Raw genomic sequence first — 23,237 nt, 5'->3', positions numbered from 1 at the left:
GGCGAATCCAAATGACGGATGAAAAGTTGAATCTCTTTTATCAACAGATTGCGGATACCGTCATTGAAATGATTCCGGAGAAATGGACACTGGTGAAACTCTACGCCGAAATGTGGGATGATTTTTCAACAATCTATTTCTACTACTTTCCGGACAATGGGGCAGAACCTGTACTCAGCCTCAGCATTTCCCGGCTGTTTGAGGTCGACCGCGATGAATATACACGGCTTAAACGCATGCTGCGAAAACAGATCGGACAATTGCAGGACGAGTTTATGGCCAATAGTCAGGAGCCGTGGACGAACTTTACGTTGTGGAGCAACGTGAAGCCTGGAAGGCCAAATATGGGATTGAATCAAAGTAGAATTAATGAATATACATACCAGACAACGAGTAAAGGGGAATTCTGATGGAGATCCGCCTGTTAAACGAGTCCGATGCCCATTCGTACCAGCAAGTCCGTTTAAGTGCCCTGAAAAATAACCCTGAAGCCTTTGGTTCAACGTACGAGCAGGAAGTTGCATACCCGCTTGAGGTTGTGGGGGACCGCTTAAAGCCGGGTCAAGATCAGTTTGTCCTGGGGGCATTTCAGGAAGATGGGTCATTGGCCGGCATCGTAACGTTCAAGCGTGAAGAGTCCCCCAAGATGCGGCACAGGGGAAATGTCTTCGCCATGTATGTGGCGCCGGAAGCGAGGGGCCGGAGCGTTGGGAAGTCCTTGCTGGAAGAATTGATCAGGCGGGCCAGGGAAGGCGACGGACTGGAGCAGATCCATCTGGCTGTCGTAGCCCACAACGCCCCGGCCAGGAGGCTGTACACGTCCCTGGGCTTCGAGGTATACGGAACCGAGCCCAACGCTCTGAAAGTCAGCGGGAAGTATTATGACGAAGACCTGATGATCCTTAGATGGTAATCGAAACACGGAAGCCCCGCCGGCTTCCGTTTTTTCATGTCCAGCGGGAAATCGCATTGTCCGGCACCCTTCGTTCTGCTAAAGTGGACTTGTATTTCGAAAACGAAAACAGTTCTGAAAAGAAGGAAGGCGAACCGATGAATATTTATCTTTCGGTCGATATGGAAGGGATTACGGGCATCCCGGATTACACGTTCGTCGATTCAACCCAGCACAACTACGAAATCGGGCGAAGCCTCATGACGGGGGACGCCAACGCGGTTATCGAAGGGGCACTGGCCGGGGGTGCGGAGCATGTGCTCGTCAACGACAGCCATTCAAAGATGAACAACCTGTTGCCTGAGAAACTCCATCCAGAGGCGGAGCTCATCAACGGTGGGGTGAAGCTGTACTCGATGGTGGAAGGCCTCGACAATACGTATGACGGCGCTATCTTCACAGGCTACCATTCCCGCGCAGGACAGCCGGGCGTCATGAGCCACTCGATGATCCATGCGGTCCGCAACATGTGGATCAATGAGCAGGAGATCGGGGAAATCGGCTTTAACGCGTACATCGCGGGTTACCACGGCGTGCCGGTCATCATGGTGGCGGGCGATGACGGGGCCTGCCGCGAGGCGGAGGAACTGATACCGGGCGTGGTGACGGCGGCAGTAAAAACGTCGCTTACGCGTTCCGCGGTCCGATCCCTATCCCCACAGAAGGCGCATGAACTTCTGAAGGAAAAGGCAGCGGAAGCGATCGCGAACCGGGGCAACGTCAAACCGCTGACGCCCCCGGACAACCCGGTGCTCCGCATCGAGTTCACGAACTACGGCCAAGCCGAATGGGCGGCATTCATGCCGGGCTGCGAAATCGAACCGGGGTCGACGGTCGTCCGGTTCGAAGCGAAAGACATCCTGGAAGCGTACAGCGCGATGCTCGTCATGATTGAGCTTGCGCTGCAGACCACCTACCGATGACGGAACTGATCCGTCCGGAGCGGCTGAAGCGGGGCGACACCGTCGGCATCATCGCCCCGTCCAGCCCGCCGAAAACCGAACAGCTGACGCGCTCGCTCGCCTTTCTGGAATCGCTTGGCCTCAACTGGAAGATCGGCAAGTCGGTCGGGAAAAAGGAGCGTTACCTCGCTGGTACCGACCAGGAACGGCTGGACGACCTGCACGCCATGTTCAGGGATCCGGATGTCAAAGGCATCATCTGCGCAAGAGGGGGTTACGGTTCCGCTCGTTACCTTGAGAAGATCGACTACCAGATGATCCGGGAAAACCCGAAGATCCTTTGGGGATACAGCGACATTACTGCGCTCCACCAGGCCATCCATATGTATTCGGACCTGGTGACGTTCCACGGGCCGATGCTCGAGTCGGACGTCGTCAAGGATGACTTTGACCCGCTGTCGGCCAAACTCTTTGCCCAGCTGTTCCAGCCGCTCGAGCTCCATTACGATGAATCGGTTTCGCCGCTCACTACGTATTCCGGCGGAAGCGCGCGCGGGCAATTGATTGGCGGAAACCTCTCACTGATTGCTTCCAGCATCGGCACGAAGTTCGCGCCGTCGTTCGACGGAAAGTTGCTCCTCATCGAAGACACCGACGAAGAGCCTTACCGGACCGACAGCATGCTGACACAGCTCAGGCAGTCTGGCGTACTGGAGCGGGTGGCCGGCATCGTCATCGGCGACTTTAAATATCCTAAGAATCATAAGGGCGACTTCTTTTATGAAGAGGTGTTCGAGGACTTCTTTAAAGAGTTAGGAAAGCCGGTTGTGTCCGGTTTCAGAATTGGCCACTGCCAGCCGCACTTCGCGGTCCCGCTCGGCGTCGAAGCGTACCTGGACGCGGAGGCCAAGACGCTCACGATCCTGCCGGGCGTGCAGTAAGGCGTCCGGGCACCGGACAGATGCATCAAGCTAATATTAGAATCAATGAAGGTTAATATAAGGGGGAAATTCACCATGAAACCGCTCATCGGCATCACGACCCATGTTGAACTGGACTATAAGCACGTCCTGAACCACGACTACATCACCGCTGTCCAAAGGGCCGGCGGCATTCCGATGCTCATTCCGATTGACACGGAGAATGATGCAGACCGGATCCTGGACGCGCTGGACGGGCTGGTTGTTTCAGGAGGGGGAGACATCGACCCGACGCTGTTCGGAGAAGAGCCGCATCCGAAGCTCGGGGAGATCTCGCCCGGCCGCGATGCATCAGAGCTTGCGCTGATCAAGGGCGCATTGGAACGAGACATGCCGCTCCTCACTATCTGCCGGGGCCTTCAGGTCATGGTCATTGCGGAGGGCGGCGACATGTATCAGGATATCTACTCCCAGATTGACCGGCAGCTGCTTCAGCACAGTCAGCGCGCCAACCGGGTTCATCTGTCCCACTTCGTCAAATCGGCAGAGGGAAGCATCCTGCGGGAGGCTGCACAGGCCGAGAACTTCCGCGTGAATTCCTACCACCACCAGGCGGTCCGAGATGTGAAGGCGCCGTTCGCAGTATCAGGCGTGGCGTCAGATGGCGTGATTGAGGCGGTCGAGAGCACGGAGCACCGGTTCGCGGTCGGCGTCCAGTGGCATCCGGAAGCACTCGCCGCGGCAGGGGACAGCACATCGCTCCGCCTGTTTGAGCGGTTCATCGAAACAGCAAAGGAAGGGGCTGGCACCATTGCAAATCATTGACCTGCACTGTGATGCATTGCTGAAACTGTATGAAGCAGACGGCAAGATCCGGTTTGCCGATGCGCCGGAACTGGATACGAACCGGGAGCGGCTCCGCAAGGGTGAGGTGAAGATCCAGGCTTTCGCCATCTTTATCTGGCCGGACATGAAGGCGGAAGAGAAGTTCCAGGCGGCCCTCGACCAGGTGCACTGGTTCTACACGGATGTCCTCGGCAACAACCCGGACATGAAACTGATCCGCGACTGGTCGGACATCGATACACTGAAGGAAGGGGAGACCGGCGCTCTCCTCACGCTTGAAGGCGTGGACGCAATCGGCAACGACCTGAAGAAGCTGTCGATCCTCCACCAACTCGGTGTCCGCTCGGTCGGACTGACCTGGAACAATGCGAACCTGGCAGCAGACGGTGCAGGCGAGCCGCGAGGGGCCGGCCTCACGACATTTGGCCGCGAAATTGTCCGGTTCAACAACGAGCACCAGATCCTGACCGACGTGTCACATCTCTGCGAGAAGGCATTCTGGGACGTGATCGAGACGGCGGATTACCCAATCGCGAGCCATTCGAACGCCCGGGCGGTCCGCGACCATGTCCGGAATCTTTATGACGACCAGGCTAATGCGCTGTTTGATAAGGGCGGCATGATCCATGTGGTCTACTGCCCGGCATTCATCAAGGAAGGCGGTTCAGTGACCATCGATGACCTGATTCGCCACATCGACCATTTCTGCAGCCTCGGCGGAGAGAAGTTCATCGGCCTCGGCTCTGACTTTGACGGCATCGACGACAAAGTGAAGAACCTGTCCGACGCCTCGATGCAGCAAAACCTGATCAACGAACTGCTGAAACGGTATTCGGAGGACCAGGTTAAAGGCTTCGCCTACCGGAACTTCCTCGAAAACCGGCCGAAATGAAGAAAAGACAAGGGACCGCTACGGCGGGACCTTGTCTTTTTGTGTTGTTCTTCGACGCCTTCCGACAAATTTCCCGGGAAATAACCACAGAAAATGACAGCCCTATGCCATCGCAAGTATGGATGCGATGATGCTTACGGTAAACAGATACAGTCCGAAAAGCAGCACAGGACGGTAAGGGAGAGGAGCTTTCCTGAACTCCGGGTCTTTTTTCCCGCCCTCCGCTTCCCTGATGTAGCTCTCTTTCCGGTTCAGCGATCGGAAGAATTTTCTCCAGTTTCTTGTAAAAGTCTCTGTTACATCATGCCTGGCGATATAAAGAACACCCCCGGTGATGAGGACGAGAATGCTTGCCCAGAATAGTATATCAGCGGCCTGCACGGGGTCAGGTGTGTGTGTCATCCATGACCATCCGACAAACATCGGGGGGATGACAAAAATAACCGGTGCATAACGTCGATTCATGTCCGCCCTACTTTCATACTTAATATTAACAACGGTTTAAACTATCTAAATTGTGAAAAAAGATATTGCTTTATATCCGTAGTATACGTAAAATGAGATTACATTTCGATAGAGATTAGGGGGAAATGGTATGAACAAGAAGTGGGTATCTCGCTTTATGGCACCGGCTGCGGCTGCCCTCATCCTTGCGGGCTGTAACTTCAGCGGCGGGGACGAGTCCGGCGGAAGCTCAGAAGGGGAAAGCGGCGCCGAGGGGGATGGTTCTGCGGCGCAGACGATTGTCCTGAGTGAGCAATCGGACATCCCGACAATGGACTCCACGAAAGCACATGACTCAATCGCATTTAACGTTCTGAACAACATCAATGAAGGGCTCTACCGCCAGAACGAGTCGAATGAAGTGGAACTCGCCATGGCCGAGAAGCACGATAAAAACGAAGATGAAACCGTTCACACGTTCACCCTCCGTGAACAGAACTGGAGCAATGGAGAGCCTGTAACGGCCCAGGACTTCGAGTACGCATGGAAGCGCGTCATGCGCGAAGCCGGCCCGTACAACTACATGCTCGTCACGGCGGGAATCAAAAACGCCGAAGCGATCATGAATGAAGAAGTGGATGCCGATGAGCTCGGCGTCAAGGCAATCGATGAAAAAACGCTTGAAGTGACACTCGAAGCGCCGAACCCGCTGTTCGAGACACTGCTCGCATTCGCGACCTTCCTGCCTCAGAACCAGGCGTTCGTCGAAGAGCAGGGTGACCAGTACGCGCTTGAAGCTGAAAACGTTCTCGCGAATGGTCCATTCGTATTCTCCGAATGGCAGCAGGAGCAGGGCTGGACACTTGAAAAGAACGAAGACTACTGGGATGCCGAAAACGTCAAACTCGACAAGGCTGAGTTTGTCGTCGTCAAGGACCCTCAGTCCGGCGCCAACCTGTATGAAACCGAGAAAGTAGACCGCGTGAAGCTGACGTCTTCCCTCGTTGACCAGTACCAGGACAACGATGGATTCACGAACGAGAAAGCGTCCGGAATCGTGTTCCTGCGCTTTAACCACAACCATGAAGTGCTGAGCAATGCGAACATCCGCCGAGCAGTCAATATGGCAATCGACCGTGACGGACTGACCGATGTCATTCTCAAAGACGGTTCCACGCCACTCTACGGTGTCGTTCCTGAAGGGTACTACAACTCCCCTGAAGGCGAAGACTACCGCGAACTGAACGGCGACATCAATAAAGGCACTGCAGAGGAAGCACAGGAATTCTGGAAAAAAGGCCTTGAGGAAGCAGGCATCGACAGCCTGACCGTTTCCCTGAACATCGCGGACACGGATGAAATGAAGAAAGTCGGCGAATACCTGCAGGCCCAGTTGGAAGACAACCTGCCTGGATTCAAGCTTGAACTGAAGGCAGTTCCATTCGCCCAGCGTCTTGAAATCGAAAAGGCGATCGAGTATGATCTCTCGCTCTCGACTTGGGGACCTGACTACGCCGACCCGATGACTTACCTCGATATGTGGGTAGACGGCAGTTCGGCGAACCGGATGGACTACAGCAATCCGAAGCTGGATGAGCTTGTAGCCGAAGCACGCACGGACACTGACCTCAGCAACCGCTACAAGACCCTCCTCGAAATCGAGAAGGTCCTTCTTGAAGAAGATGCCGCGGTCGCACCGCTTTATCAGCGGGGCAATACGTACCTGACACGCCCGAGCATCGAGAACCTTGTCATCCACCCGGCTGGCGCAGACCTCTCGCTCAAGTGGGCATCGGTCAAATAATTCTTCTATAGCAGCAGACAAGCGGGGAGCCACTGGTGCGGCCCCGCTTTTCTTATATTTCAACCGCACCGAACTAAAGCGAGGTGACCGACATCATGAAACGCTATCTGATACAACGCTTTGCCTATGCTGTCATTACGCTGTTCATCATCGTATCTGCGACGTTCCTGCTCATGCAGCTTCTTCCGGGTACGCCTTACTCGAACGCGGAAAAGCTGACCGAGTCACAGCGGGCGATCCTGGATGCAAAATACGGGCTCGACAAGCCGGTTGCGCTCCAGTATCTCACCTATATCGGCAACCTGGTCCAGGGTGATCTCGGCTATTCATTCCAGTACCAGGGCCGTACCGTCATGAGCATGATCGGCGACCGCATCGGGCCTTCCGCGCTGATCGGCCTTCAGGGGCTCGTTTTCGGCACAATCATCGGCCTCGTGCTCGGAATCATTTCAGCACTCCGCCACAACACTGCGATTGACTACGTGTCGGTGACCATCGCCGTCCTTGGCATGTCGATTCCGTCGTTCGTCTTCGCGGCGCTTCTGCAATACTATATCGGCGTCAAGCTCGGCTGGCTGCCGGTTGCGTTGTGGGAAAACTATCAGAGTACCATATTGCCTTCGCTTGCCCTGTCCGTGACCGTCATCGCGACCGTCGCACGGTTTATCCGGAGCGAGATGCTTGAGGTGCTCGGTCAGGATTATGTCACGACCGCACGGGCCAAGGGCCTGAATGAATCCGGCGTCATCTGGAAGCACGTCATCCGCAACGCCCTCATCCCGGTCGTTACGATGCTCGGACCGCTTGCGGTATCGATCATGACAGGTACCCTCGTCATCGAGAAAATCTTCGGTGTGCCTGGTCTCGGTGAACAGTTCACGCTGTCGATCCTCGTGCTCGACTACAGCGTCATCATGGGCATCACGCTGCTTTACAGTGCGCTCTTCATCTTCGTCGTCTTCGTCGTCGATGTGCTGTACGGACTGCTTGATCCCCGCATTGACCTGAAAGGGGGAAGCAAGGCATGACGACCATCCAGCCGAATGACGGAGACTTCAAGAATCTCCGCAGCCAAGACCGTCCGGCGGAACCGTCCGCGGACCTGTTCGTCCCGCAACCCCTTGATGCAACGGCACGGGAGGAGCTGGCGGCACCCGCACCGACTTTCTGGAAAGAGGCGATGGAACGCCTGTTCAAGAACAAGGGCGCGGTCGTGTCCCTCGTTCTCCTGATCATCCTCGGCGCCATGGCACTCATCGGACCGTCGATGAACGAGTTCACTTACCGCGAGCAGCATATTCCGCACTCGAACCTACCTCCGAAGGTCGCGGGTCTCGAATGGCTCGGATTTGACGGGAAAGACGTAAATGGCGTTGACCAATACGCCCAGCGTGGTGTAGAGACCAACTACTGGTTCGGCACCGACGAGTTCGGGCGGGACCTGTGGACGCGTGTCTGGAAGGGGACGCAGATCTCCCTGTTCATCGCACTCGTCGCGGCGTTCCTTGACCTCGTGATCGGGGTCATCTACGGCGGCATCTCCGCTTATTACGGGGGCCGTATCGACAACGTCATGCAGCGGATCATCGAGATCTTGACCGGGATCCCGAACCTCATCGTGATCATCCTGTTTATCCTGATACTCGAGCCGGGCATCCGGTCGATTATCCTCGCGATGATCATCACCGGATGGGTCGGGATGGCGCGTGTCGTCCGGGGCCAGATGCTCCAGCTGAAGGGGCAGGAATTCGTCCTCGCCTCACGGACACTCGGCGCCTCGGATTCCAGGCTGATGAGGAAGCACCTACTTCCGAACGTGATGGGGCCGATCATCGTCACCGTCATGTTCACGATTCCGACGGCAATCTTCTTCGAAGCGTTCCTGAGCTTTATCGGCCTCGGGCTGCAGGCTCCGCTTGCCTCGCTCGGGGTGCTGATCGAGGATGGATACGATGCCATCCGCTCGTTCCCGTACAAGCTGCTTATCCCTGCGGTCGTCATCAGCCTGGTCATGATCTGCTTTAACCTTCTGGCAGACGGGCTGCGCGACGCGCTCGATCCGAAAATGAGAAAGTGAGGGGTCAGACAATGAACAACCACATCCTTGAAGTCAACAACCTGCATGTTTCATTCAAGACCCGCAACGGCGAGGTCCCGGCGGTAAGGGGCGTCAACTTTTCTCTGAAAAAGGGGGAGACGCTCGCAATCGTCGGCGAGTCCGGCTCCGGCAAGTCGGTGACGGCGAAGTCGATCATGCAGCTGCTGCCCAAGCAGAACACGATGATTCCCGAGGGCGAGATCCGCTACGAGGGGAAGGACCTTCTGAAGTTTTCCAAGAAGGAAATTCAGAACATCCGCGGGTCGGACATCTCGATGGTCTTCCAGGACCCGATGACGTCGCTGAACCCGACGATGAAAATCGGCAAGCAGATCATGGAGGGACTTTCCCGCCATATGAAGCTGACGAAAAAGCAGGCCCGCGAGCGGGCGAAGGAAATGCTTGAGCTGGTCGGCATTCCGAACGCAGAAGCACGGTTAGATGCCTATCCTCACCAGTTCTCCGGAGGGATGCGGCAGCGCGTCGTCATCGCAATCGCGCTTGCCTGCAACCCGAAGGTCCTGATCGCCGACGAACCGACAACGGCGCTCGACGTCACGATCCAGGCACAGATTCTCCGCCTCATGCGCGGCCTTCAGGAAAAAATGGACACTGCGATCGTCCTGATCACGCATGACCTGGGTGTGGTCGCCAACATGGCCGACCGCGTTGCCGTCATGTACGCCGGTGAAGTCGTCGAGCAGGGCACGCTGGATGAGATTTTCTACAGCCCGCAGCACCCGTACACGCTCGGCCTGCTCCGGTCGATGCCGAACCTGGACGCTCCGCGCACAGAGCCGCTCATCCCGATCCCGGGTTCTCCGCCGGATCCTGCGACGCTCGGCACGGGCTGCCCGTTTGCCGCGCGCTGCCCGTACACGATGAAGGTGTGCCACGACTTCAATCCTGATTACACTGCAGTGAGCGGCACTCAGGCCGTGCGGTGCTGGCTGCAGGATGAGCGCACGCCGGAGGAACATGTGCCGGAAGTGATCCGGAAAGGCCGGCAGACGTCGGAAATCGCAGCCGATCAGGCCGCCATCGATGCAGCGGGAGGAGTGCCGGTATGACACATGAATTGAAGGAACAGAACATCAGGAATGCCGGACAGGATGACCTGCTTGTCGTCAACGACTTGAAGAAACATTTCCGCCTCGACCGGAAAACTGTGCTGAAGGCGGTCGACGGCATCAGCTTTTCGATTAAAAAGGGCGAGACGCTCGGCCTTGTCGGTGAGTCCGGCTGCGGCAAGTCGACGGTCGGGCGCACACTTACCCGGATCTATGAGTCGACGGACGGCGAGGTGCACTTTGACGGCGTGAAGCTGAAGGGAAAGCTCGACCGGAAAACCAAAACCCGGATCAACCGGGATGTACAGATGATTTTCCAGGATCCGTACTCGTCGCTCAACCCGCGGATGACCGTCTCCGAAATCATTTCGGAAGGCCTTGTCATCCACAATCCCGACCTATCTCAGAAGGACCGTGAAAAGCGAGTCCATGAACTCCTTCAGCTGGTCGGCCTGAACAAGAACCATGCCGGGCGCTATCCGCACGAATTCTCCGGTGGCCAGCGCCAGCGGATCGGCATCGCGCGTGCGCTTGCCGTTGAGCCGAAATTTATCGTCGCCGATGAACCGATTGCAGCGCTCGATGTCTCGATTCAGGCGCAGATCGTCAACCTGCTCAAAGAACTGCAGGAGGAGCGCGGGCTCACGTACCTCTTCATCGCACACGACCTGTCGATGGTGAAGTATATCAGTGACCGCATCGCCGTCATGTACCTCGGCAAGATCGTCGAGCTCGCCGGGAGCGAGAAGCTGTACGAAAAGCCGCTCCATCCGTACACCCAGGCGCTGCTGTCGGCAATCCCGCTGCCGGACCCGGAGAAGGAGCGTACCCGCGAACAAATCATTTTGTCGGGTGATGTCCCGAGTCCGACGGATATTCCGTCCGGCTGCCGGTTCCGCACCCGCTGCCCATTCGCGATGGAAAGCTGCGCGGCGATCGACCCGGAATTCCGCGAAGTCAAACCGGGCCACTCCGTCGCCTGTCACCTGTACGACCCGGAGATCATGGCGAAAGAAGGCAAGGAACTGAAGACGATATAATGCCGAACCTCCCCGGCCAGCCGGGGAGGTTTCCTTTTGGGATGGAAGTACTGAGTTGCAATAAGGGGTCCGGAGTTGCAATAAGGGGCCTGGAGTTGCAATAAGGAATCTGGAGTTGAAACAAGGGATCCGGACTTGAAATAAGAAGCCCGAAAATGCAATAAGGCGTCGAAGGTTGCAATTAAGAGACCGGTGATGAATAGGCAGGCCGGCCCATCCGCTTTGGGCGATGCATCTGCCGGAGAGTTCAGGTATACTGTTGCGTACCAACCCGGACAAGCATCCGGACGGAAGAGGTGTTGCCATATGGCAGAAGCGATCCCTATGAGCCGGTCACGGACGAGAACAACGAAACTCGTCATGCCGCCGGACACGAACCATCACGGTACCATTTTTGGAGGGCAGGTACTCGCCTATCTCGATGAGATGAGCGCGATTGCATCGAGTAAGCATGCCGGTGCTGCAGTCGTAACCGCATCGGTCGATTCGGTTGATTTCGTCTCGCCGGCACGAGTCGGCGACGTACTCGAGATCGAAGCCGTCGTGTGCTCCACGGGGCGGACGTCGATGGAAGTGTTTGTCCAGGTGCACTCGGTTGACATCGTCACCGGTGCCCGCAAGCTGACGACCGAATCATTCGTCACGATGGTAGCGATGGACGAAGAAAACAAGCCGACGCCGGTTGCTCCGGTGTACCCGGAGACAAAGGCGGAAAAAGCGTTGTTCGATAAGGCTCCGGCGCGGCGCGCGAACCGGCAGGAACGAAAGCAGATCAAGCATTCATGACAGAAAGGCCGTGCTGCGGGAAACTCCCGCGACACGGTTTTTCGATTTCCCGCCAATCTGCTGACCCATGCCAAGATAAGAGAAATGAAACCTGGCAGTGATAAAATCGTAGATAAATCAGGGGGTGCTCTGAAGATGAGGGAAGAAATCTACGACCGGCAGACCGATCTCCGGATGCGGATGACAGAGCGGGACCGGATGAAAAAACGATATGAAGCAAAAGACGCTGAGCGCACTGAGGCCAGGCGCAACTACGACCGGCTAAAGGCACGCCTCACAAAAGAACAGCAGGACGTCCTGAAGCTTGGACAATTTTCATTTGCCAACAAGTTCCGCCAGCTGACCGGCAAGATGGATGAAATCATGGAAAAGGAACTGAATGAGGCGGCGGAAGCAGAGCTGAAGTTCAATGAAGCCGAGAAAGTGCTCATGGATCTGGAAGAAGAAACGGACGCGCTGAAGGCCGAACTCGACCGTCCGGAGTATGAATTCCTCGATGATGACTGGGAAGCGTTCCTGCAGGAAAAAGAACTGTGGATGCGCAACAACGACGAAGATGCAGTCAGAAAGCTCCAGCAGGTGGCCGATGAGCGGGCGATGCTCCAGTCGCTCCGGCGGGAAATCGAGGAAGCGATCCACGCCGGTCAGGATGCCGGCCGGGTGATGCAGTCCGCAATGAGCCAGCTCGGCAATGCGGAAGGGATGTCGATGTGGGATACGTTCCTCGGGGGCGGCATGATCGTCACGGCCATGAAGTATTCCAGCATCAACAGTTCCGACGACAAGATCCACCGCGCCCAGCGCGCCCTGCGACGGTTCAAGTCGGAGCTCGCGGATATCGAGGAATTCGATCAGCAGCGCCTGACGGTCAACCGGGGAGACTTCCTGAACTTCGCGGACTTTTTCTTCGACAACGTCTTCACGGACTGGATGGTCCACTCGCGCATCACGGAGGCAAAAAGCGAGCTGGACCGTGTCCTCGCCGATGTCGAGCGCGTGCTGCGTGAACTCCGCGACCGGCTCACGCGTACCGATGAAGAGATTGCACGCCTTGCCGCTCGGGAGCGGGAGATTATCCTTTCATAATCAAAAAAGCACCCGGGACCATTCAGATCACGGGTGCTTTCGCATGAGCGGACTTATTCCGCAACACTTTCCGATCGGCCGACGGAGAAATAACGCTCCGGTTTCATTTCCCCGGCGTATCCTTCCAAATCGAGGGTGAGGCTGTCCAGATTCACCTTGTCCTCGCGGAAAACAGCCGACGGCAGGCTTGTTGTGAAGGAGTATGTTTCGCCCGGTGCCAGTTCCCGGTCGGAGAACAAGGAAGCACGGAATGGATTTCCCTGTATCTGATTGTCATCAATCCGGTCATAGCTTGCGTACAGCCGGAGGTCCACAAGTCGGATGGAAGACCGGTTCACAACGGTGAATTCATAGCTGGTCGCCCGTTCGCTGCGGCTGATCTCACGGGATGACAGTTCAACGTTTTTGAGTTCTTCCCAGAGACCGTCATCTGCAAGAACTGCGGTAGATTTACCCGGACTGACATCTGCGGGCGGAATGGCAGGATCCGGGGCGGTCGTTTCCGGGGATGCCGATAACTCTTCTGTCAGGTCCGGCGTCAGGAATGAAGCCCCTAGTAGGATGAACAGGGCGGTGGCTGCCGCAGCGACTACCCAATAGACCGGGCGGGCTTTCCGCTTTCTCTCCGTATTGATGGAGTGGTAAAGCCTTTCTTCTTCACGTGCCGTGAACCGGATTTCACTGTTCACAGACTGCTTCAGCTCCGATGAAACTTTCCGGTCAAACGGATCCATTCACATTGCTCCTTTCCAGTGAACGCTTCAGGGATTCCCTTCCGCGCTGCAGCCGGGTTTTGACGGTGCTGACGTTCATGTCGAGAACCGCGGCGATTTCTGCTACACCCATATCCTGATAATAGTAGAGGATCAGCACTTCCTTGTATTTTGCGGGGAGCGCGGAGACTCGGCCGATCATTTCCTGGGAGATGTGGCGGCCCATCAGCTTTTCTTCGGCGGAAGGACCGGTTTTGAACAGGCCGATTACCGGCTTGTAGACCAGGTTGCGGAAACTCCATTTCCGATGGTGGTCTTTGCATTTGTTGATGGTGATTCGGATCAGCCAAGTTTTATATTCGGATTCTTGCCGGAAGCTCCCCAGGTTCGTGTAGCAGCTGATAAACACTTCCTGGACAATGTCCTCGCACTCTGCGTGATCATGGACATAGATGTAAGCAATCCGCTTTAGCTCATCCGCATACCGCCGCACGAGGTCGTCGAACAGTTTGCGGTGACCAGCCTCGGTTTCAGCGGGACTGTGTGCCATGACGTCCAAGCGCTCACCTCCTTTTCAATGATTAGACGGATATCGGTCCTGTCGGGACTCATTTCTATTGATAAGAAAACGTTATTGTAATTCATAAAAACCTTCTAATTTCCTTATAGGTAAAACAGGCGTATACTAATATTACCAACGAAAGAGGGAGGTGCGGTGATGGAATACATCGGGCTATTTTTTATCGGGCTCGTGGCGGTGACGATCGGGACGCTTGCCGGGGGCGGCGGATTGATCACGCTGCCGGCGATGCTTCTGATCGGCATACCGGTCCACGCCGCGGTCGGGGCGAGCAAGATTTCCAATACGGTCAGTTCGCTTTCGACGTTTTTGACGGTCCTCCTGAAGAAGAAGATTTCCTTTAGGGAACTGTACTGGATCATGCCGGTATCGCTGTCGGGCGGTCTTGCCGGCGGTTTTATCGCAAACGGGCTGAGTGAAGAGGCGATGCTGACGATTGCTTCGGTGCTGTTGGTGGTGGCGTTCATTTTCTCTTTCCTCTCAAAAGGGGACTTCAGCGGAGATGCGAAGCTGAAGCCAAGCAAGACCGCCGTTCCGAGCCTGTTTGGCATCGGCATCTACGACGGCCTGTTCGGGCCAGGCCAGGCGACGATTCTCCTGCAGTTGTTCGGCCACCTGAACATTTCCTATATCCGGGCGATCGGATTCGTCCGTGTTGCCACATTCTCGAGCGCATTCGGAGCGGCGATCGGCTACATCACGTCGGGCCACATCATCTGGCCGGTTGCCATCGCGCTTATGCTCGGATCGCTGACCGGCGCACGGGTCGGTGTCCATATCGCCGAAAAAATTAATCCGCGATTCGTCAAACCGATCCTGCGGGTGGTCACGCTTCTGCTGATCGTCCAGATTGCGGCGGAGAACTTTCTTTAATGACCCAATCAAAACGCCAAGTCCAATCCGGACTTGGCGTTTTTGACTGCAAATAAAAAGATCCGTGACCGGGAGCGGGACGGATCAGTCTCTTTCAAGTGCAAACCGGTAATACTTTGCGGCCATTTTATATGCACGGACTTCATAGTAATGATCGGCCAATTCCGTGCTGATTTCTTTCACATCCACGATAAAATTCCAGTCGGATGCCAGCTGAATGGCTTTCTGCATCTCTTTTTCATAGGCCGGCTCGTCACCCTTTACTTTGTGGAGATGGGCCTGTTTGTGCAGGAGCAGAACTTTTGATCCCGGCAGGTCGTACCGTTCGGCTACGTCGAATGCCCGTTTGAGGTAGTTTTCTGTCCGTTCCCAGTTTTTCTGTTCGGCATATAGCTCCGCAAGCCTCGTCAGAACGGGGGTGGTAAACTTTTCGTTTTGTGCGAGCGTGTCCAATTCAAGGCTCTTTTTAAAATAGGATCGGGCCTGTCCCGAATCACCCATCTTCTGATAGATCCGGCCATAGTTATAATCGATCACGGCCCGCTTGGAAAGGGTGGCATGTCCGTCCGAGGACTGATCGAGATCCGCCAGGTAGCTGAGCGTCTGATCGTCCAGCTGATCCAGATAATGAAGCGCGTCTTCAAAATCTCCCATTCTGTGGGTGATGATCGACAATGTGGTCAGGCAATCCGCAACACCCCTCTGATGGTCTTCCTGCCGGAAAATCTCCAATGCCTGCTTGCCGTAGTGAAGGGCAAGTTCCAGATCGGTGTCATCATCCAGCTGTGTGCGCGAGAGGGCCAGGTTGAAAGAATTCCTCGCATGGTCGATGCCGGGAGAGCTGTCGTCCAGATGTTTTTCGATGATCTTTTCATAGCGGTAAGCTTTTTCAAACTGCTGTCTGGAATAGTAGAAACGGGACAGGGCCCGATAATAATCGAGGGCAATTTCCACATGCTGAGGTTCCGGCTCAGTAGGCAGAAGGTTTTCAGAGCGCCGGACGTATTCCTCCACATCAGTGGCCGGGTTTTCCTGTGAAGATGTGTGTCCGATCAGCATGGTATAGATCTGGAAAAACGTTTTGGGTGAATGATTTTCAAGGGCTGTCATTCCAAGGAATGATGCCTCGGAGTCATCAAGCGGTTTTCCGGATCTGAACGACTCGTAGAGTTTATCGACTTCCTGCTCATCCCGATCATTATCCGGCTCCAGGATCAGTGACGGGAGAACCCCCAGCTTACCTGCGACTTCTTTGATAAACCGTCCTGACGGTTTTGCTTTTCCGCCTTCAATTCGGCTGATGTAGGTGACCGAACAGATCCCCTCGACCAACTCAGACTGCGTAAATCCTTTATGTATGCGGATTTGTCTCAGTCGCTCCCCCACTTCCATTATATGGACTCCTTCCATTACTAAATAATCCCCTTCAAATATCCTTAAATGGAACCAGAATCTACCTAACAGTTTCGATGGACAAAAAAAAACTCCTCCGCTGCGGAAGGAATTGATCTTAAAGGCTTATTCATAGTGGTGACAAATTTCCCATCAATCACCGTTTTGGCTTAGAAAGTATGGTGAAAACGGTCGATATTCGTCCGAAAGGCGTGTTTAGAGGAATTGTTCACCGCGTTCCCCTTTATCAAAAGGATTGATCATGTCGTCAGCCCCCAGCCCTACAGATGCCATCCCCGGAAGAACCATCACTGTGACTACCAGGACATTCAACAGAATTGCTTTTGCTTTTTTCATTGTATATTCCTCCCTGCTCGTTTTGTAACTTCATCGTAATGGAGAGGAAATGTTAAAGAGAAGAAGTAAAATTCAGTTAATTATCGACGTGTTTATGTCACAATTCAACCCCGGAATTTTAGTAAAGTCAGCCGGTTTGCAGCCTGTTAACCGGCTGTTTTTTTGTGCTTGTTTTACTTATTGAGCTTTACTTTTAAACCGTCCTACGATTGGGCTACACCAAAAGGAGGTGAAAACAAATGAACAAGGCAGCCGGACAGCTTCCGGAAAAACGGGAACTGAGACTGGTTCCGTTCCGGATATTCCGCAGCGACCGGACGCCCGCCGCACATGAATCAAACGAACCGATGCTTCATGTGAATACGTTGGCACAGATGCTGTATGAGGCATTCCGGCGGAAAGAGGAGGCGGCCCGGGAACTGACACCTGGCGTCATCCTGTTCCGGGAGGGCGTGGTGGAAGGCCTGCCGGGACCGGGCGTGTATGTTCCGGATTTTCGGAAAGATGCATTCCGTCTGACGGATCGGATTGATATCCGCCAGATCAGGCACCAACTGGGACCTTCCGGCCTTAAAACACCATTGGCCGTCGGTTACTTCCAAAACGGGATTCATCCGGATCAAGAAACCGACAGACTCCGCGGGATGAGCTTGGAACTTGCACACGGACTAAGTTCTGTTCTTTCTCTTCACGGAAATCTGACCGACTATCCGGAGACAGCCGGGCCGGATCATCCGGACCTGCCGCTGCTCAGCATTCAATGGATTGCGGAAGCGGGAGATTGATCGGCCCTTCCTGCATTCGTTGAAAGGGGGAAACAGGATGCATGATCAACAACAGAAGTCGGAGGGGTTCGAGATCGAGGTGGAATTCCTTGATCTTGATGAAGTGAGCGCCATCCCTGAAACAACGGCAAGTTCCGGGGTGTCCGGCTGTTCGGCGACCTCCACATGCGGTTCAACCTCTTGCTGCAGCTCATGCTGACGGCAAGGACCTGCCGAAAACCATCCATCAAACAAAAGGGGAGATACCAATGAACAAACCAGTAAACAACCAGTCAAATGAACAGGCGAAGAAGGAATTCGAAGTGGACGTGGACTTCCTCGATCTGGACGAAGTGAGCGCCATCCCGGAAACCACGGCAAGCTCAGGCTCAACATCCTGTTCCGCCACATCGACTTGCGGCTCGACATCCTGCTGCGGCTCCTGCTGAAACCGGAACCACCACTAAACCCAACCATAAAGGAGAGATTCAGATGAATAACAAACCGGAAGAGCAAACAAAAAAGGAATTCGAAGTGGATGTCGACTTCCTCGACCTCGACGAAGTGAGCGCCATCCCTGAAACAACGGCAAGCTCAGGCTCAACATCCTGCAGCGCAACATCCACTTGCGGTTCCACTTCCTGCTGCGGCTCTTGCTGAGCCCGGCACTCCAACCGACTTACAGCTGAGGGACTGCCTGCAACAGGCCCCGGCAAAATCATGAAGAAGGATGCGGATATCATGAAAGACGTGAAAATCTTCAACTTCAGCAAGGCGACGGATACCGCATTTGTCCGGACTGTCATTTTCAGGGCGCGGGATGTCAGGGTTCCCTATTACATCTCGCGATCCTGGGAATCCGGACCGCATCTTGCGGTGACCTTCGACGGATCGGCAGATGACACAGCCATCGAGCTGTTCGCCTCCGGTATGAGGCGGGAAGCAGAGGCGGTTCAGCTGGATCCCCGTGACGACCTGCAAGTCCGGGAGCAATACCGGAAAATGGTGAGCCGGATCGCAGTGCTGGAAGAGAAAGATGCTCCGGAAACGATGGCAGATCACGGGACGGTGAAGGTGGAGGAGAATCGGTTCCATTACCATAACCCGGCGCTGACCCGAATCATTCATCAGATGCGTTTTGAACTTCAGCCGGTGCTGGAGGAGGTGTTCTTCCGGCTGCATGAAGACGGCGAACCGATGCCGGTGCTTATGCCGCTGCTGTTCCATCACGTTTCGGAAACCTACCGGGACCAGGGGAGAAACAAAGGCTACTTTTCGTTTATCTCTCACGTCCAGGGGTTCCTGGAACTGTCGGAAAAGCAAAACCTGCCCTATACCGAGGCTGATTTCGAAAAGCGGTTCCGGACACACGAACATGATATCGGCGCTCTCGACGCGCAAGGCGATCCCCACATTGAGCAATGGAAGGAAGTGTGGGGAAAGATATCAGACTCGTACAAGACCGAAATCCACCGGAATGTCGATGAAGGTTATCTGGACACGATCAGAAAGTCGGTGGACGAACTGGATGCCGGCTTCCGGAATGACTTTCACCAGCAGTTCATCCATTACTTCAGACGGACCGGGTTCCTGGCAGACAGGGATGCCACCGCCTACCGGTTCATCATTAATGTTCTGTATCTTTCCCTGCCCTTCCTGAGAGTGAGCGCACTCAAAAAACAGCAATTCATTTACATGGCTTACCGGTACAACGAAACGAAAAACGCCCGCACGTGGAGAGAGGAGATCGGAATTTGAACGTCGAGGTACTGAAAAACCCGATTGTATTATTCAGAGGAAGTGACATCCCGAAAACCTGGTATGAGCAGATGCAGGAGCAATCCGTCCCGCTGCCCGCCATGCTGGACGCAGTGGAAGATGCCCGGAAGGACGCAGAACAGGCCTCGGACCGGGCGGTCACCAGGCTGGAAGAGCTGTTCGCGGAATCCAAGAATCCGGATCTGCTCAACCTCAAGCGGGATATGTTCAATCAGCGTCTGGAACGATTGTCCAATGCTCTTGGAAAAGACCATCCGGAAGCCGCCCTTCAGGCGATCAGCACTTACTTGGAGAGCGAAAGCCGCCATCAGGCAGCCATCGGTGCGTTCCGGGATGCCTATCATTCCGCCGCCGAAGCCAACCGCGGAGCGCTTCAGGAACATGCTGCTCACGAAGATCTGGCAAAATCCATCGCCTTCTTTAATGACACGATCTACGAAAAGCTCTCAAAGTATCTGGAAACAGATCATGAAGCCCACAACAAGAAACTGAAAAAGCTCGATTTCTTCCTGCTGAAGCTGCTTGTCAGGGGCTCCATGAAGACGAGTCCGTTTTCCTACCTGACCAAGACCGGTCTGGCAGGGGAAGGGGAGGAAACATTCGAAAACACCAGCTTCTGCGAGATGAATCACTCCATCATCCTCAACATTGTCCATGAGTTTCTCCGGACAGATGAGGACGCACTGAAGAAGATTCCGGTGAAGGTGGAGAATTTCGGAGTCCGGGACGGAAAGGTTTACTATGTCAGCCAGCACAGCGTCAACCAGTCCCAGAAGGTATTTGAAACCAGCGACAAATTCGTGGAGTATCCGCTCCATCCCGGCCTGATCGGGTACCTTCTGGAACAGAAAAAGCAGACCCTCACATACGGGGAATTCGCGGCACAGGCCGGGCAGATACCGGAATACAGAGGGGAAGAGGAAGCACTGTTCGCGAAACTGATCCAGCTCAAGCTGCTCAGGCAGCAGGTCGACATCCCGAACAACCGGGGCATCCTGCAGTCCGTCCGCCGCCTGTTCGATATCTATGGCATCGGGGAAGGCGTGATCGGAAAGCTTGATGAACTGGATGCCGAACTCAAGGCATTTGAACAAAAAGGCGCATTTGACCGGATTGCCCATTGGAAGCGGATCGGCGAACTGATCCGGCAGGCGCATCCGCAGTCCGGCAAGGAACTGATCTACGAAGACGTCATTTTCGGAAAGACCCGTCAGGATCTCGTCTCCTCCATCGTCGGGGAAGACTTCATGAAAGTGATCGGAGACTTTCTGCTGCTGTTCGATGTCAATGTCCGTGTGCAGTATGAAATCGGACACCTGTTCCAGAAAGAGTACGGAGAGACTCCGCAGAAACTGACCGACAGCCGGCTGCTGAACCAGGTGTTCTTCAAGAACATCCACCATTTCTATCCGTATTACCAGAACCAGCGGTATCGGTACAGGGAAGCTGTTGCCGAGGAAATCCGGATCCTCGATGATCTGCGGGATGAGTTCCTGGATGAATTCAGCCGGCTCATCGATGGGAGCGGAGGCGGAGAAGTTGACGCCGGGGCCCTGATCCGGTCGTACAGCGAACGAATTCCGGCAGATATCAGACGAGACATCGACATCTCCTGCTCGCTATTTCTTCAGTATGCAAGCCCGGATACCGCCGTGCTGAATGATGTGTATGACGGACATGAGAAGTTCATCTCGCGCTTCAAGGACTTTTTCGGGGAGGCTGCAGAGAACCGGGAGTATGCGGACTACATCGACCGCGTCTTCCGCGACCGGAACTACTATGAGATCGATGAGCTCTTCGGGTTCAACGGGGGCATCCATGTCCGGAAAGATTTGAAGACGGCCAAGCTCGAAGTCGGATACCGGCAGTTCGCAGAAGACGGCGGGCATCCGGTCAGTGACATCACGGTCCGGTATAACCCGAACACGAGGAAAATCGAGTTTCTGGATAGCGACGGGAAGGTCTGCCGGATTGTCTACAAGTCATCGCTCGTTCCGATCTTCCTGCCGGGAATCCTGTCCGTCATGCTGCATCTGTTCCAGTCAGGCAGGATGAACTTTGATATCACGGGTGTACTGAAGCCTTACCGGGAAGCACCGCGGGTGACGATGGGCAATGTTGTCCTGTCCCGCAGGAAGTGGCAGCTGGAGACGGAGGAACTGCAGGAGCTGATGAACGGAGCGGCCGATCCGGAAGAACTGTATGCCCGGGTAAACCGGTACTTTGAGGAGAAGGGAATGCCGAAGCGGTTCTTCCTCAAGTACTTCCGGAACGAAGGGGACTTCGTTGTGGAGAAGCCGATGTTCTTCGACGTTTCTGTCCCGCTCTTGCTGAAGTTCTTCGCCAACGAGCTCAAGGACAACGCCTACATCGAGGAAATGCTGCCGGATCCGAAGGTCGAGCTAAATGAATTCCTCGTTGAATACTCACTTGAAAAGGAGCGAAACACATGCCGAACATCATCGTCAAAGGCCTGAAGAAGGCATATGGGAACAAGCAGGTGCTGAAGGGGCTGGATTTCACGGCCGAACAGGGCGAAGTGATCGCGGTCATCGGGAAGAATGGGGCGGGGAAATCGACTTTCCTCGAGACGCTTATGATGATCAGGGACTTCGATGAAGGCACGGTTAACCTGTTCGGAAATGACATCGGTTCACTGGGGGCAAAGGGCGTCCGCGAACTCAAAAAAGATCTGTCGATCGTCCTGCAGCCGACAAACTTCTATAAAAACCTGAAAGTGAAGGAACTGCTGGAGCTGTTCAGGTCGTACTACGGAAAATCCGCAGACGTACAGGCGACGATCCGTGACTTTGAACTCCAGGAGCATCTCAAGACACCGTTTGACAAACTGTCTGGCGGATGGAAGCAGCGTGTTGCACTTGCCATCGCATTTATGAGTTCCCCGAAGCTCGTGATCCTGGATGAGCCGACAACCGGGCTGGATCCGTACATGCGGGATGTGCTCTGGAAGAACATCATCCGCCACAACCGGGAACACAACGGGACGGTGCTGCTTTCAACACACTATATGGACGAGGTCGAACGGTATTGCGACAAGGTGATGCTCATCCATGAAGGGCAGACCAATGTGTTCGACACACCGTCCAATCTGCTGAAGAAAACGGGGCACACCTCCATCAATGACTTCTACCTGGACCGGATCGGTGAAAAGGAGGCAGTACGATGACGATGCTTGCGACACAGCTGAAATATGACCTCATCATGTTCTTCCGGGAGATTTTCTACCTGGTCTTCACGGTGATCGTCCCGCCGGCCACATACCTCTTCATGGGGCAGTTGTTCGGAGGAGAAACATATGGCGGGGGCCTGAACTACGTCCAGTTCTACACGCCGTCCTTTATCATCCTGATCACCTTCTCCGTCGTGTTCTTCGCTTTCGGCTTCGACCAGGTGATGAACCGCTCGCTCGGAATCGAAAAGCGGATCAGCGTCTCGCCGGTCAATATGCGCACCATCCTGTTGTCGAACATCATCAAGTCGGTCATCATCACCTCGCTTGGCTTTATGCTCATCACGTCCATCGGCATCGCAGTATACAGCCTGAAGATCAGCCTGACCGATTTCTTATCCGCCTACGCGGTGTTTATCCTGATCACTGCGGCGCTGCTGACGATCTCATCTGCGATCTACTCGTTCTTTAAAGAGATGAAAAGTGCCCTTGTATTCTCCATCGTCATTTTCCAGGTGGTCCTGTTCACGGCTGACTTCACGGTGCCGGTCGAACAGATGCCGGAGTTCGTACAGTGGATCGCAAACCTCAACCCGATCTACCACATTAATCACATCTTCATCGACGTCTGGAACGGTCTGTTCGTCCTGAACACCGAAACCACGATCTCACTCGCGTACCTGACATTGCTGGTCTTTGTCTCGGTGCTGCTTGTCAGCCGCCGGGCAAAAGCCTGAGGGAGGGAAACA

27 protein-coding genes are annotated in these 23,237 nt (G+C 54.8%); 22 read left to right on the top strand and 5 right to left on the bottom strand.

The window, feature by feature from the left end; genetic code table 11:
• The first annotated feature begins 11 nt into the window (after positions 1-11).
• The 6 genes from AV656_RS13470 to AV656_RS13445 all read left to right on the top strand — a co-directional run bounded on the left by AV656_RS13470 (position 12) and on the right by AV656_RS13445 (position 4,512).
• Complete coding sequence (locus AV656_RS13470) at positions 12-410, top strand: immunity protein YezG family protein (protein ID WP_063182802.1); 399 nt, start codon at positions 12-14, stop codon at positions 408-410.
• Entirely contained in the window at positions 410-913 is a 504-nt protein-coding gene (locus tag AV656_RS13465; RefSeq protein ID WP_063182800.1) for a GNAT family N-acetyltransferase, read from the top strand. The genes AV656_RS13470 and AV656_RS13465 overlap by 1 nt, the downstream gene beginning before the upstream one ends.
• 137 nt (positions 914-1,050) lie before the next feature.
• Entirely contained in the window at positions 1,051-1,875 is an 825-nt protein-coding gene (locus AV656_RS13460) for a M55 family metallopeptidase (protein ID WP_063183022.1), read from the top strand.
• Entirely contained in the window at positions 1,872-2,795 is a 924-nt protein-coding gene (locus tag AV656_RS13455) for a S66 peptidase family protein (RefSeq protein WP_063182798.1), read from the top strand. The genes AV656_RS13460 and AV656_RS13455 overlap by 4 nt, the downstream gene beginning before the upstream one ends.
• Positions 2,796-2,870: 75 nt before the next feature.
• On the top strand, positions 2,871-3,599 hold the full coding sequence (locus AV656_RS13450; RefSeq protein ID WP_063182796.1) for a gamma-glutamyl-gamma-aminobutyrate hydrolase family protein: 729 nt from the start codon (positions 2,871-2,873) through the stop codon (positions 3,597-3,599).
• Positions 3,586-4,512, top strand: coding sequence for a dipeptidase (locus AV656_RS13445; RefSeq protein WP_063182794.1), 927 nt, complete (start codon positions 3,586-3,588; stop codon positions 4,510-4,512). The genes AV656_RS13450 and AV656_RS13445 overlap by 14 nt, the downstream gene beginning before the upstream one ends.
• A 102-nt stretch (positions 4,513-4,614) precedes the next feature.
• Here the strand turns inward: AV656_RS13445 and AV656_RS13440 are convergent, their stop codons facing one another.
• Positions 4,615-4,977: a DUF3899 domain-containing protein gene (locus tag AV656_RS13440; RefSeq protein ID WP_063182793.1), complete on the bottom strand. Its 363-nt coding sequence runs from the start codon at positions 4,975-4,977 to the stop codon at positions 4,615-4,617.
• 130 nt (positions 4,978-5,107) lie between these two features.
• Here AV656_RS13440 and AV656_RS13435 point away from each other — a divergent pair, with 130 nt between their 5' ends.
• The 7 genes from AV656_RS13435 to AV656_RS13405 all read left to right on the top strand — a co-directional run bounded on the left by AV656_RS13435 (position 5,108) and on the right by AV656_RS13405 (position 12,840).
• A complete protein-coding gene (locus AV656_RS13435; RefSeq protein WP_063182792.1) occupies positions 5,108-6,760 on the top strand; it encodes a peptide ABC transporter substrate-binding protein in 1,653 nt (550 codons plus the stop codon).
• 95 nt (positions 6,761-6,855) lie between these two features.
• Positions 6,856-7,788 (top strand): oligopeptide ABC transporter permease, encoded by a 933-nt coding sequence (gene opp3b, locus AV656_RS13430; protein WP_063182791.1) that lies wholly within the window; start codon positions 6,856-6,858, stop codon positions 7,786-7,788.
• Entirely contained in the window at positions 7,785-8,837 is a 1,053-nt protein-coding gene (gene opp3C / locus AV656_RS13425) for an oligopeptide ABC transporter permease (RefSeq protein WP_082818750.1), read from the top strand. The genes opp3b and opp3C overlap by 4 nt, the downstream gene beginning before the upstream one ends.
• An 11-nt stretch (positions 8,838-8,848) precedes the next feature.
• Entirely contained in the window at positions 8,849-9,928 is a 1,080-nt protein-coding gene (locus tag AV656_RS13420; RefSeq protein WP_063182790.1) for an ABC transporter ATP-binding protein, read from the top strand.
• Complete coding sequence (locus tag AV656_RS13415; RefSeq protein WP_063182788.1) at positions 9,925-10,968, top strand: ABC transporter ATP-binding protein; 1,044 nt, start codon at positions 9,925-9,927, stop codon at positions 10,966-10,968. The genes AV656_RS13420 and AV656_RS13415 overlap by 4 nt, the downstream gene beginning before the upstream one ends.
• Before the next feature lie 306 nt (positions 10,969-11,274).
• Positions 11,275-11,754 carry an acyl-CoA thioesterase gene (locus tag AV656_RS13410; protein ID WP_063182786.1) on the top strand — a complete coding sequence of 160 codons (480 nt, stop codon included), beginning with the start codon at positions 11,275-11,277 and terminating at the stop codon, positions 11,752-11,754.
• A 135-nt stretch (positions 11,755-11,889) separates the two neighbouring features.
• Positions 11,890-12,840, top strand: coding sequence for a hypothetical protein (locus AV656_RS13405; protein ID WP_063182784.1), 951 nt, complete (start codon positions 11,890-11,892; stop codon positions 12,838-12,840).
• A 53-nt stretch (positions 12,841-12,893) separates the two neighbouring features.
• Here the strand turns inward: AV656_RS13405 and AV656_RS13400 are convergent, their stop codons facing one another.
• Positions 12,894-13,574 carry a hypothetical protein gene (locus AV656_RS13400; protein WP_063182782.1) on the bottom strand — a complete coding sequence of 227 codons (681 nt, stop codon included), beginning with the start codon at positions 13,572-13,574 and terminating at the stop codon, positions 12,894-12,896.
• Complete coding sequence (locus AV656_RS13395; RefSeq protein ID WP_231877302.1) at positions 13,561-14,103, bottom strand: RNA polymerase sigma factor; 543 nt, start codon at positions 14,101-14,103, stop codon at positions 13,561-13,563. The genes AV656_RS13400 and AV656_RS13395 overlap by 14 nt, the downstream gene beginning before the upstream one ends.
• Before the next feature lie 168 nt (positions 14,104-14,271).
• On the opposite strand from AV656_RS13395, the gene AV656_RS13390 reads away from it, so the two are divergent.
• Entirely contained in the window at positions 14,272-15,006 is a 735-nt protein-coding gene (locus tag AV656_RS13390) for a sulfite exporter TauE/SafE family protein (RefSeq protein WP_063182778.1), read from the top strand.
• An 84-nt stretch (positions 15,007-15,090) separates the two neighbouring features.
• Here the strand turns inward: AV656_RS13390 and AV656_RS13385 are convergent, their stop codons facing one another.
• Positions 15,091-16,398 (bottom strand): helix-turn-helix domain-containing protein, encoded by a 1,308-nt coding sequence (locus AV656_RS13385; protein ID WP_063182776.1) that lies wholly within the window; start codon positions 16,396-16,398, stop codon positions 15,091-15,093.
• A 216-nt stretch (positions 16,399-16,614) separates the two neighbouring features.
• The gene (locus AV656_RS16425) at positions 16,615-16,755 is read right to left on the bottom strand and encodes a hypothetical protein (protein WP_156484871.1); all 141 of its coding nucleotides are present in this window, start codon (positions 16,753-16,755) and stop codon (positions 16,615-16,617) included.
• 239 nt (positions 16,756-16,994) lie between these two features.
• Here AV656_RS16425 and AV656_RS13380 point away from each other — a divergent pair, with 239 nt between their 5' ends.
• The 8 genes from AV656_RS13380 to AV656_RS13355 all read left to right on the top strand — a co-directional run bounded on the left by AV656_RS13380 (position 16,995) and on the right by AV656_RS13355 (position 23,225).
• Positions 16,995-17,540: a hypothetical protein gene (locus tag AV656_RS13380; protein ID WP_063182774.1), complete on the top strand. Its 546-nt coding sequence runs from the start codon at positions 16,995-16,997 to the stop codon at positions 17,538-17,540.
• Positions 17,541-17,577: 37 nt separating this feature from the next.
• Positions 17,578-17,739, top strand: a complete 162-nt coding sequence (locus AV656_RS16200) for a thiazolylpeptide-type bacteriocin (protein ID WP_082818748.1) — start codon at positions 17,578-17,580, stop codon at positions 17,737-17,739.
• 49 nt (positions 17,740-17,788) lie between these two features.
• Positions 17,789-17,968 carry a thiazolylpeptide-type bacteriocin gene (locus AV656_RS13375; protein WP_063182772.1) on the top strand — a complete coding sequence of 60 codons (180 nt, stop codon included), beginning with the start codon at positions 17,789-17,791 and terminating at the stop codon, positions 17,966-17,968.
• 43 nt (positions 17,969-18,011) lie between these two features.
• Positions 18,012-18,179 carry a thiazolylpeptide-type bacteriocin gene (locus AV656_RS16195; protein WP_082818747.1) on the top strand — a complete coding sequence of 56 codons (168 nt, stop codon included), beginning with the start codon at positions 18,012-18,014 and terminating at the stop codon, positions 18,177-18,179.
• An 81-nt stretch (positions 18,180-18,260) separates the two neighbouring features.
• Positions 18,261-19,277 (top strand): hypothetical protein, encoded by a 1,017-nt coding sequence (locus AV656_RS13370; RefSeq protein ID WP_156484870.1) that lies wholly within the window; start codon positions 18,261-18,263, stop codon positions 19,275-19,277.
• Complete coding sequence (locus AV656_RS13365; RefSeq protein WP_063182768.1) at positions 19,274-21,775, top strand: hypothetical protein; 2,502 nt, start codon at positions 19,274-19,276, stop codon at positions 21,773-21,775. The genes AV656_RS13370 and AV656_RS13365 overlap by 4 nt, the downstream gene beginning before the upstream one ends.
• Positions 21,748-22,485 carry an ABC transporter ATP-binding protein gene (locus tag AV656_RS13360; protein ID WP_063182766.1) on the top strand — a complete coding sequence of 246 codons (738 nt, stop codon included), beginning with the start codon at positions 21,748-21,750 and terminating at the stop codon, positions 22,483-22,485. The genes AV656_RS13365 and AV656_RS13360 overlap by 28 nt, the downstream gene beginning before the upstream one ends.
• Positions 22,482-23,225 carry an ABC transporter permease gene (locus AV656_RS13355; protein ID WP_231877287.1) on the top strand — a complete coding sequence of 248 codons (744 nt, stop codon included), beginning with the start codon at positions 22,482-22,484 and terminating at the stop codon, positions 23,223-23,225. Before AV656_RS13360 ends, AV656_RS13355 begins: the two co-directional genes overlap by 4 nt.
• The last annotated feature ends 12 nt before the right edge of the window (positions 23,226-23,237 follow it).

Source organism: Bhargavaea cecembensis (assembly GCF_001619585.1).
GTDB classification, from domain to species: domain Bacteria; phylum Bacillota; class Bacilli; order Bacillales_A; family Planococcaceae; genus Bhargavaea; species Bhargavaea cecembensis_A.
Note: the sequence above shows the minus strand (reverse complement) of the source record. Positions and strands in the feature narration are given on the sequence as shown.

What these genes read in the sequence shown, in the direction of transcription:
- AV656_RS13470 (WP_063182802.1), top strand. Translation starts at nt 12, where the DNA reads ATGACGGATGAAAAGTTGAATCTCTTTTATCAACAGATTGCGGATACC.
- AV656_RS13465 (WP_063182800.1), top strand. Translation starts at nt 410, where the DNA reads ATGGAGATCCGCCTGTTAAACGAGTCCGATGCCCATTCGTACCAGCAA.
- AV656_RS13460 (WP_063183022.1), top strand. Translation starts at nt 1,051, where the DNA reads ATGAATATTTATCTTTCGGTCGATATGGAAGGGATTACGGGCATCCCG.
- AV656_RS13455 (WP_063182798.1), top strand. Translation starts at nt 1,872, where the DNA reads ATGACGGAACTGATCCGTCCGGAGCGGCTGAAGCGGGGCGACACCGTC.
- AV656_RS13450 (WP_063182796.1), top strand. Translation starts at nt 2,871, where the DNA reads ATGAAACCGCTCATCGGCATCACGACCCATGTTGAACTGGACTATAAG.
- AV656_RS13440 (WP_063182793.1), bottom strand. Translation starts at nt 4,977, where the DNA reads ATGAATCGACGTTATGCACCGGTTATTTTTGTCATCCCCCCGATGTTT.
- AV656_RS13435 (WP_063182792.1), top strand. Translation starts at nt 5,108, where the DNA reads ATGAACAAGAAGTGGGTATCTCGCTTTATGGCACCGGCTGCGGCTGCC.
- opp3b (WP_063182791.1), top strand. Translation starts at nt 6,856, where the DNA reads ATGAAACGCTATCTGATACAACGCTTTGCCTATGCTGTCATTACGCTG.
- opp3C (WP_082818750.1), top strand. Translation starts at nt 7,785, where the DNA reads ATGACGACCATCCAGCCGAATGACGGAGACTTCAAGAATCTCCGCAGC.
- AV656_RS13420 (WP_063182790.1), top strand. Translation starts at nt 8,849, where the DNA reads ATGAACAACCACATCCTTGAAGTCAACAACCTGCATGTTTCATTCAAG.
- AV656_RS13415 (WP_063182788.1), top strand. Translation starts at nt 9,925, where the DNA reads ATGACACATGAATTGAAGGAACAGAACATCAGGAATGCCGGACAGGAT.
- AV656_RS13410 (WP_063182786.1), top strand. Translation starts at nt 11,275, where the DNA reads ATGGCAGAAGCGATCCCTATGAGCCGGTCACGGACGAGAACAACGAAA.
- AV656_RS13405 (WP_063182784.1), top strand. Translation starts at nt 11,890, where the DNA reads ATGAGGGAAGAAATCTACGACCGGCAGACCGATCTCCGGATGCGGATG.
- AV656_RS13400 (WP_063182782.1), bottom strand. Translation starts at nt 13,574, where the DNA reads ATGGATCCGTTTGACCGGAAAGTTTCATCGGAGCTGAAGCAGTCTGTG.
- AV656_RS13395 (WP_231877302.1), bottom strand. Translation starts at nt 14,103, where the DNA reads ATGGCACACAGTCCCGCTGAAACCGAGGCTGGTCACCGCAAACTGTTC.
- AV656_RS13390 (WP_063182778.1), top strand. Translation starts at nt 14,272, where the DNA reads ATGGAATACATCGGGCTATTTTTTATCGGGCTCGTGGCGGTGACGATC.
- AV656_RS13385 (WP_063182776.1), bottom strand. Translation starts at nt 16,398, where the DNA reads ATGGAAGTGGGGGAGCGACTGAGACAAATCCGCATACATAAAGGATTT.
- AV656_RS16425 (WP_156484871.1), bottom strand. Translation starts at nt 16,755, where the DNA reads ATGAAAAAAGCAAAAGCAATTCTGTTGAATGTCCTGGTAGTCACAGTG.
- AV656_RS13380 (WP_063182774.1), top strand. Translation starts at nt 16,995, where the DNA reads ATGAACAAGGCAGCCGGACAGCTTCCGGAAAAACGGGAACTGAGACTG.
- AV656_RS16200 (WP_082818748.1), top strand. Translation starts at nt 17,578, where the DNA reads ATGCATGATCAACAACAGAAGTCGGAGGGGTTCGAGATCGAGGTGGAA.
- AV656_RS13375 (WP_063182772.1), top strand. Translation starts at nt 17,789, where the DNA reads ATGAACAAACCAGTAAACAACCAGTCAAATGAACAGGCGAAGAAGGAA.
- AV656_RS16195 (WP_082818747.1), top strand. Translation starts at nt 18,012, where the DNA reads ATGAATAACAAACCGGAAGAGCAAACAAAAAAGGAATTCGAAGTGGAT.
- AV656_RS13370 (WP_156484870.1), top strand. Translation starts at nt 18,261, where the DNA reads ATGAAAGACGTGAAAATCTTCAACTTCAGCAAGGCGACGGATACCGCA.
- AV656_RS13360 (WP_063182766.1), top strand. Translation starts at nt 21,748, where the DNA reads ATGCCGAACATCATCGTCAAAGGCCTGAAGAAGGCATATGGGAACAAG.
- AV656_RS13355 (WP_231877287.1), top strand. Translation starts at nt 22,482, where the DNA reads ATGACGATGCTTGCGACACAGCTGAAATATGACCTCATCATGTTCTTC.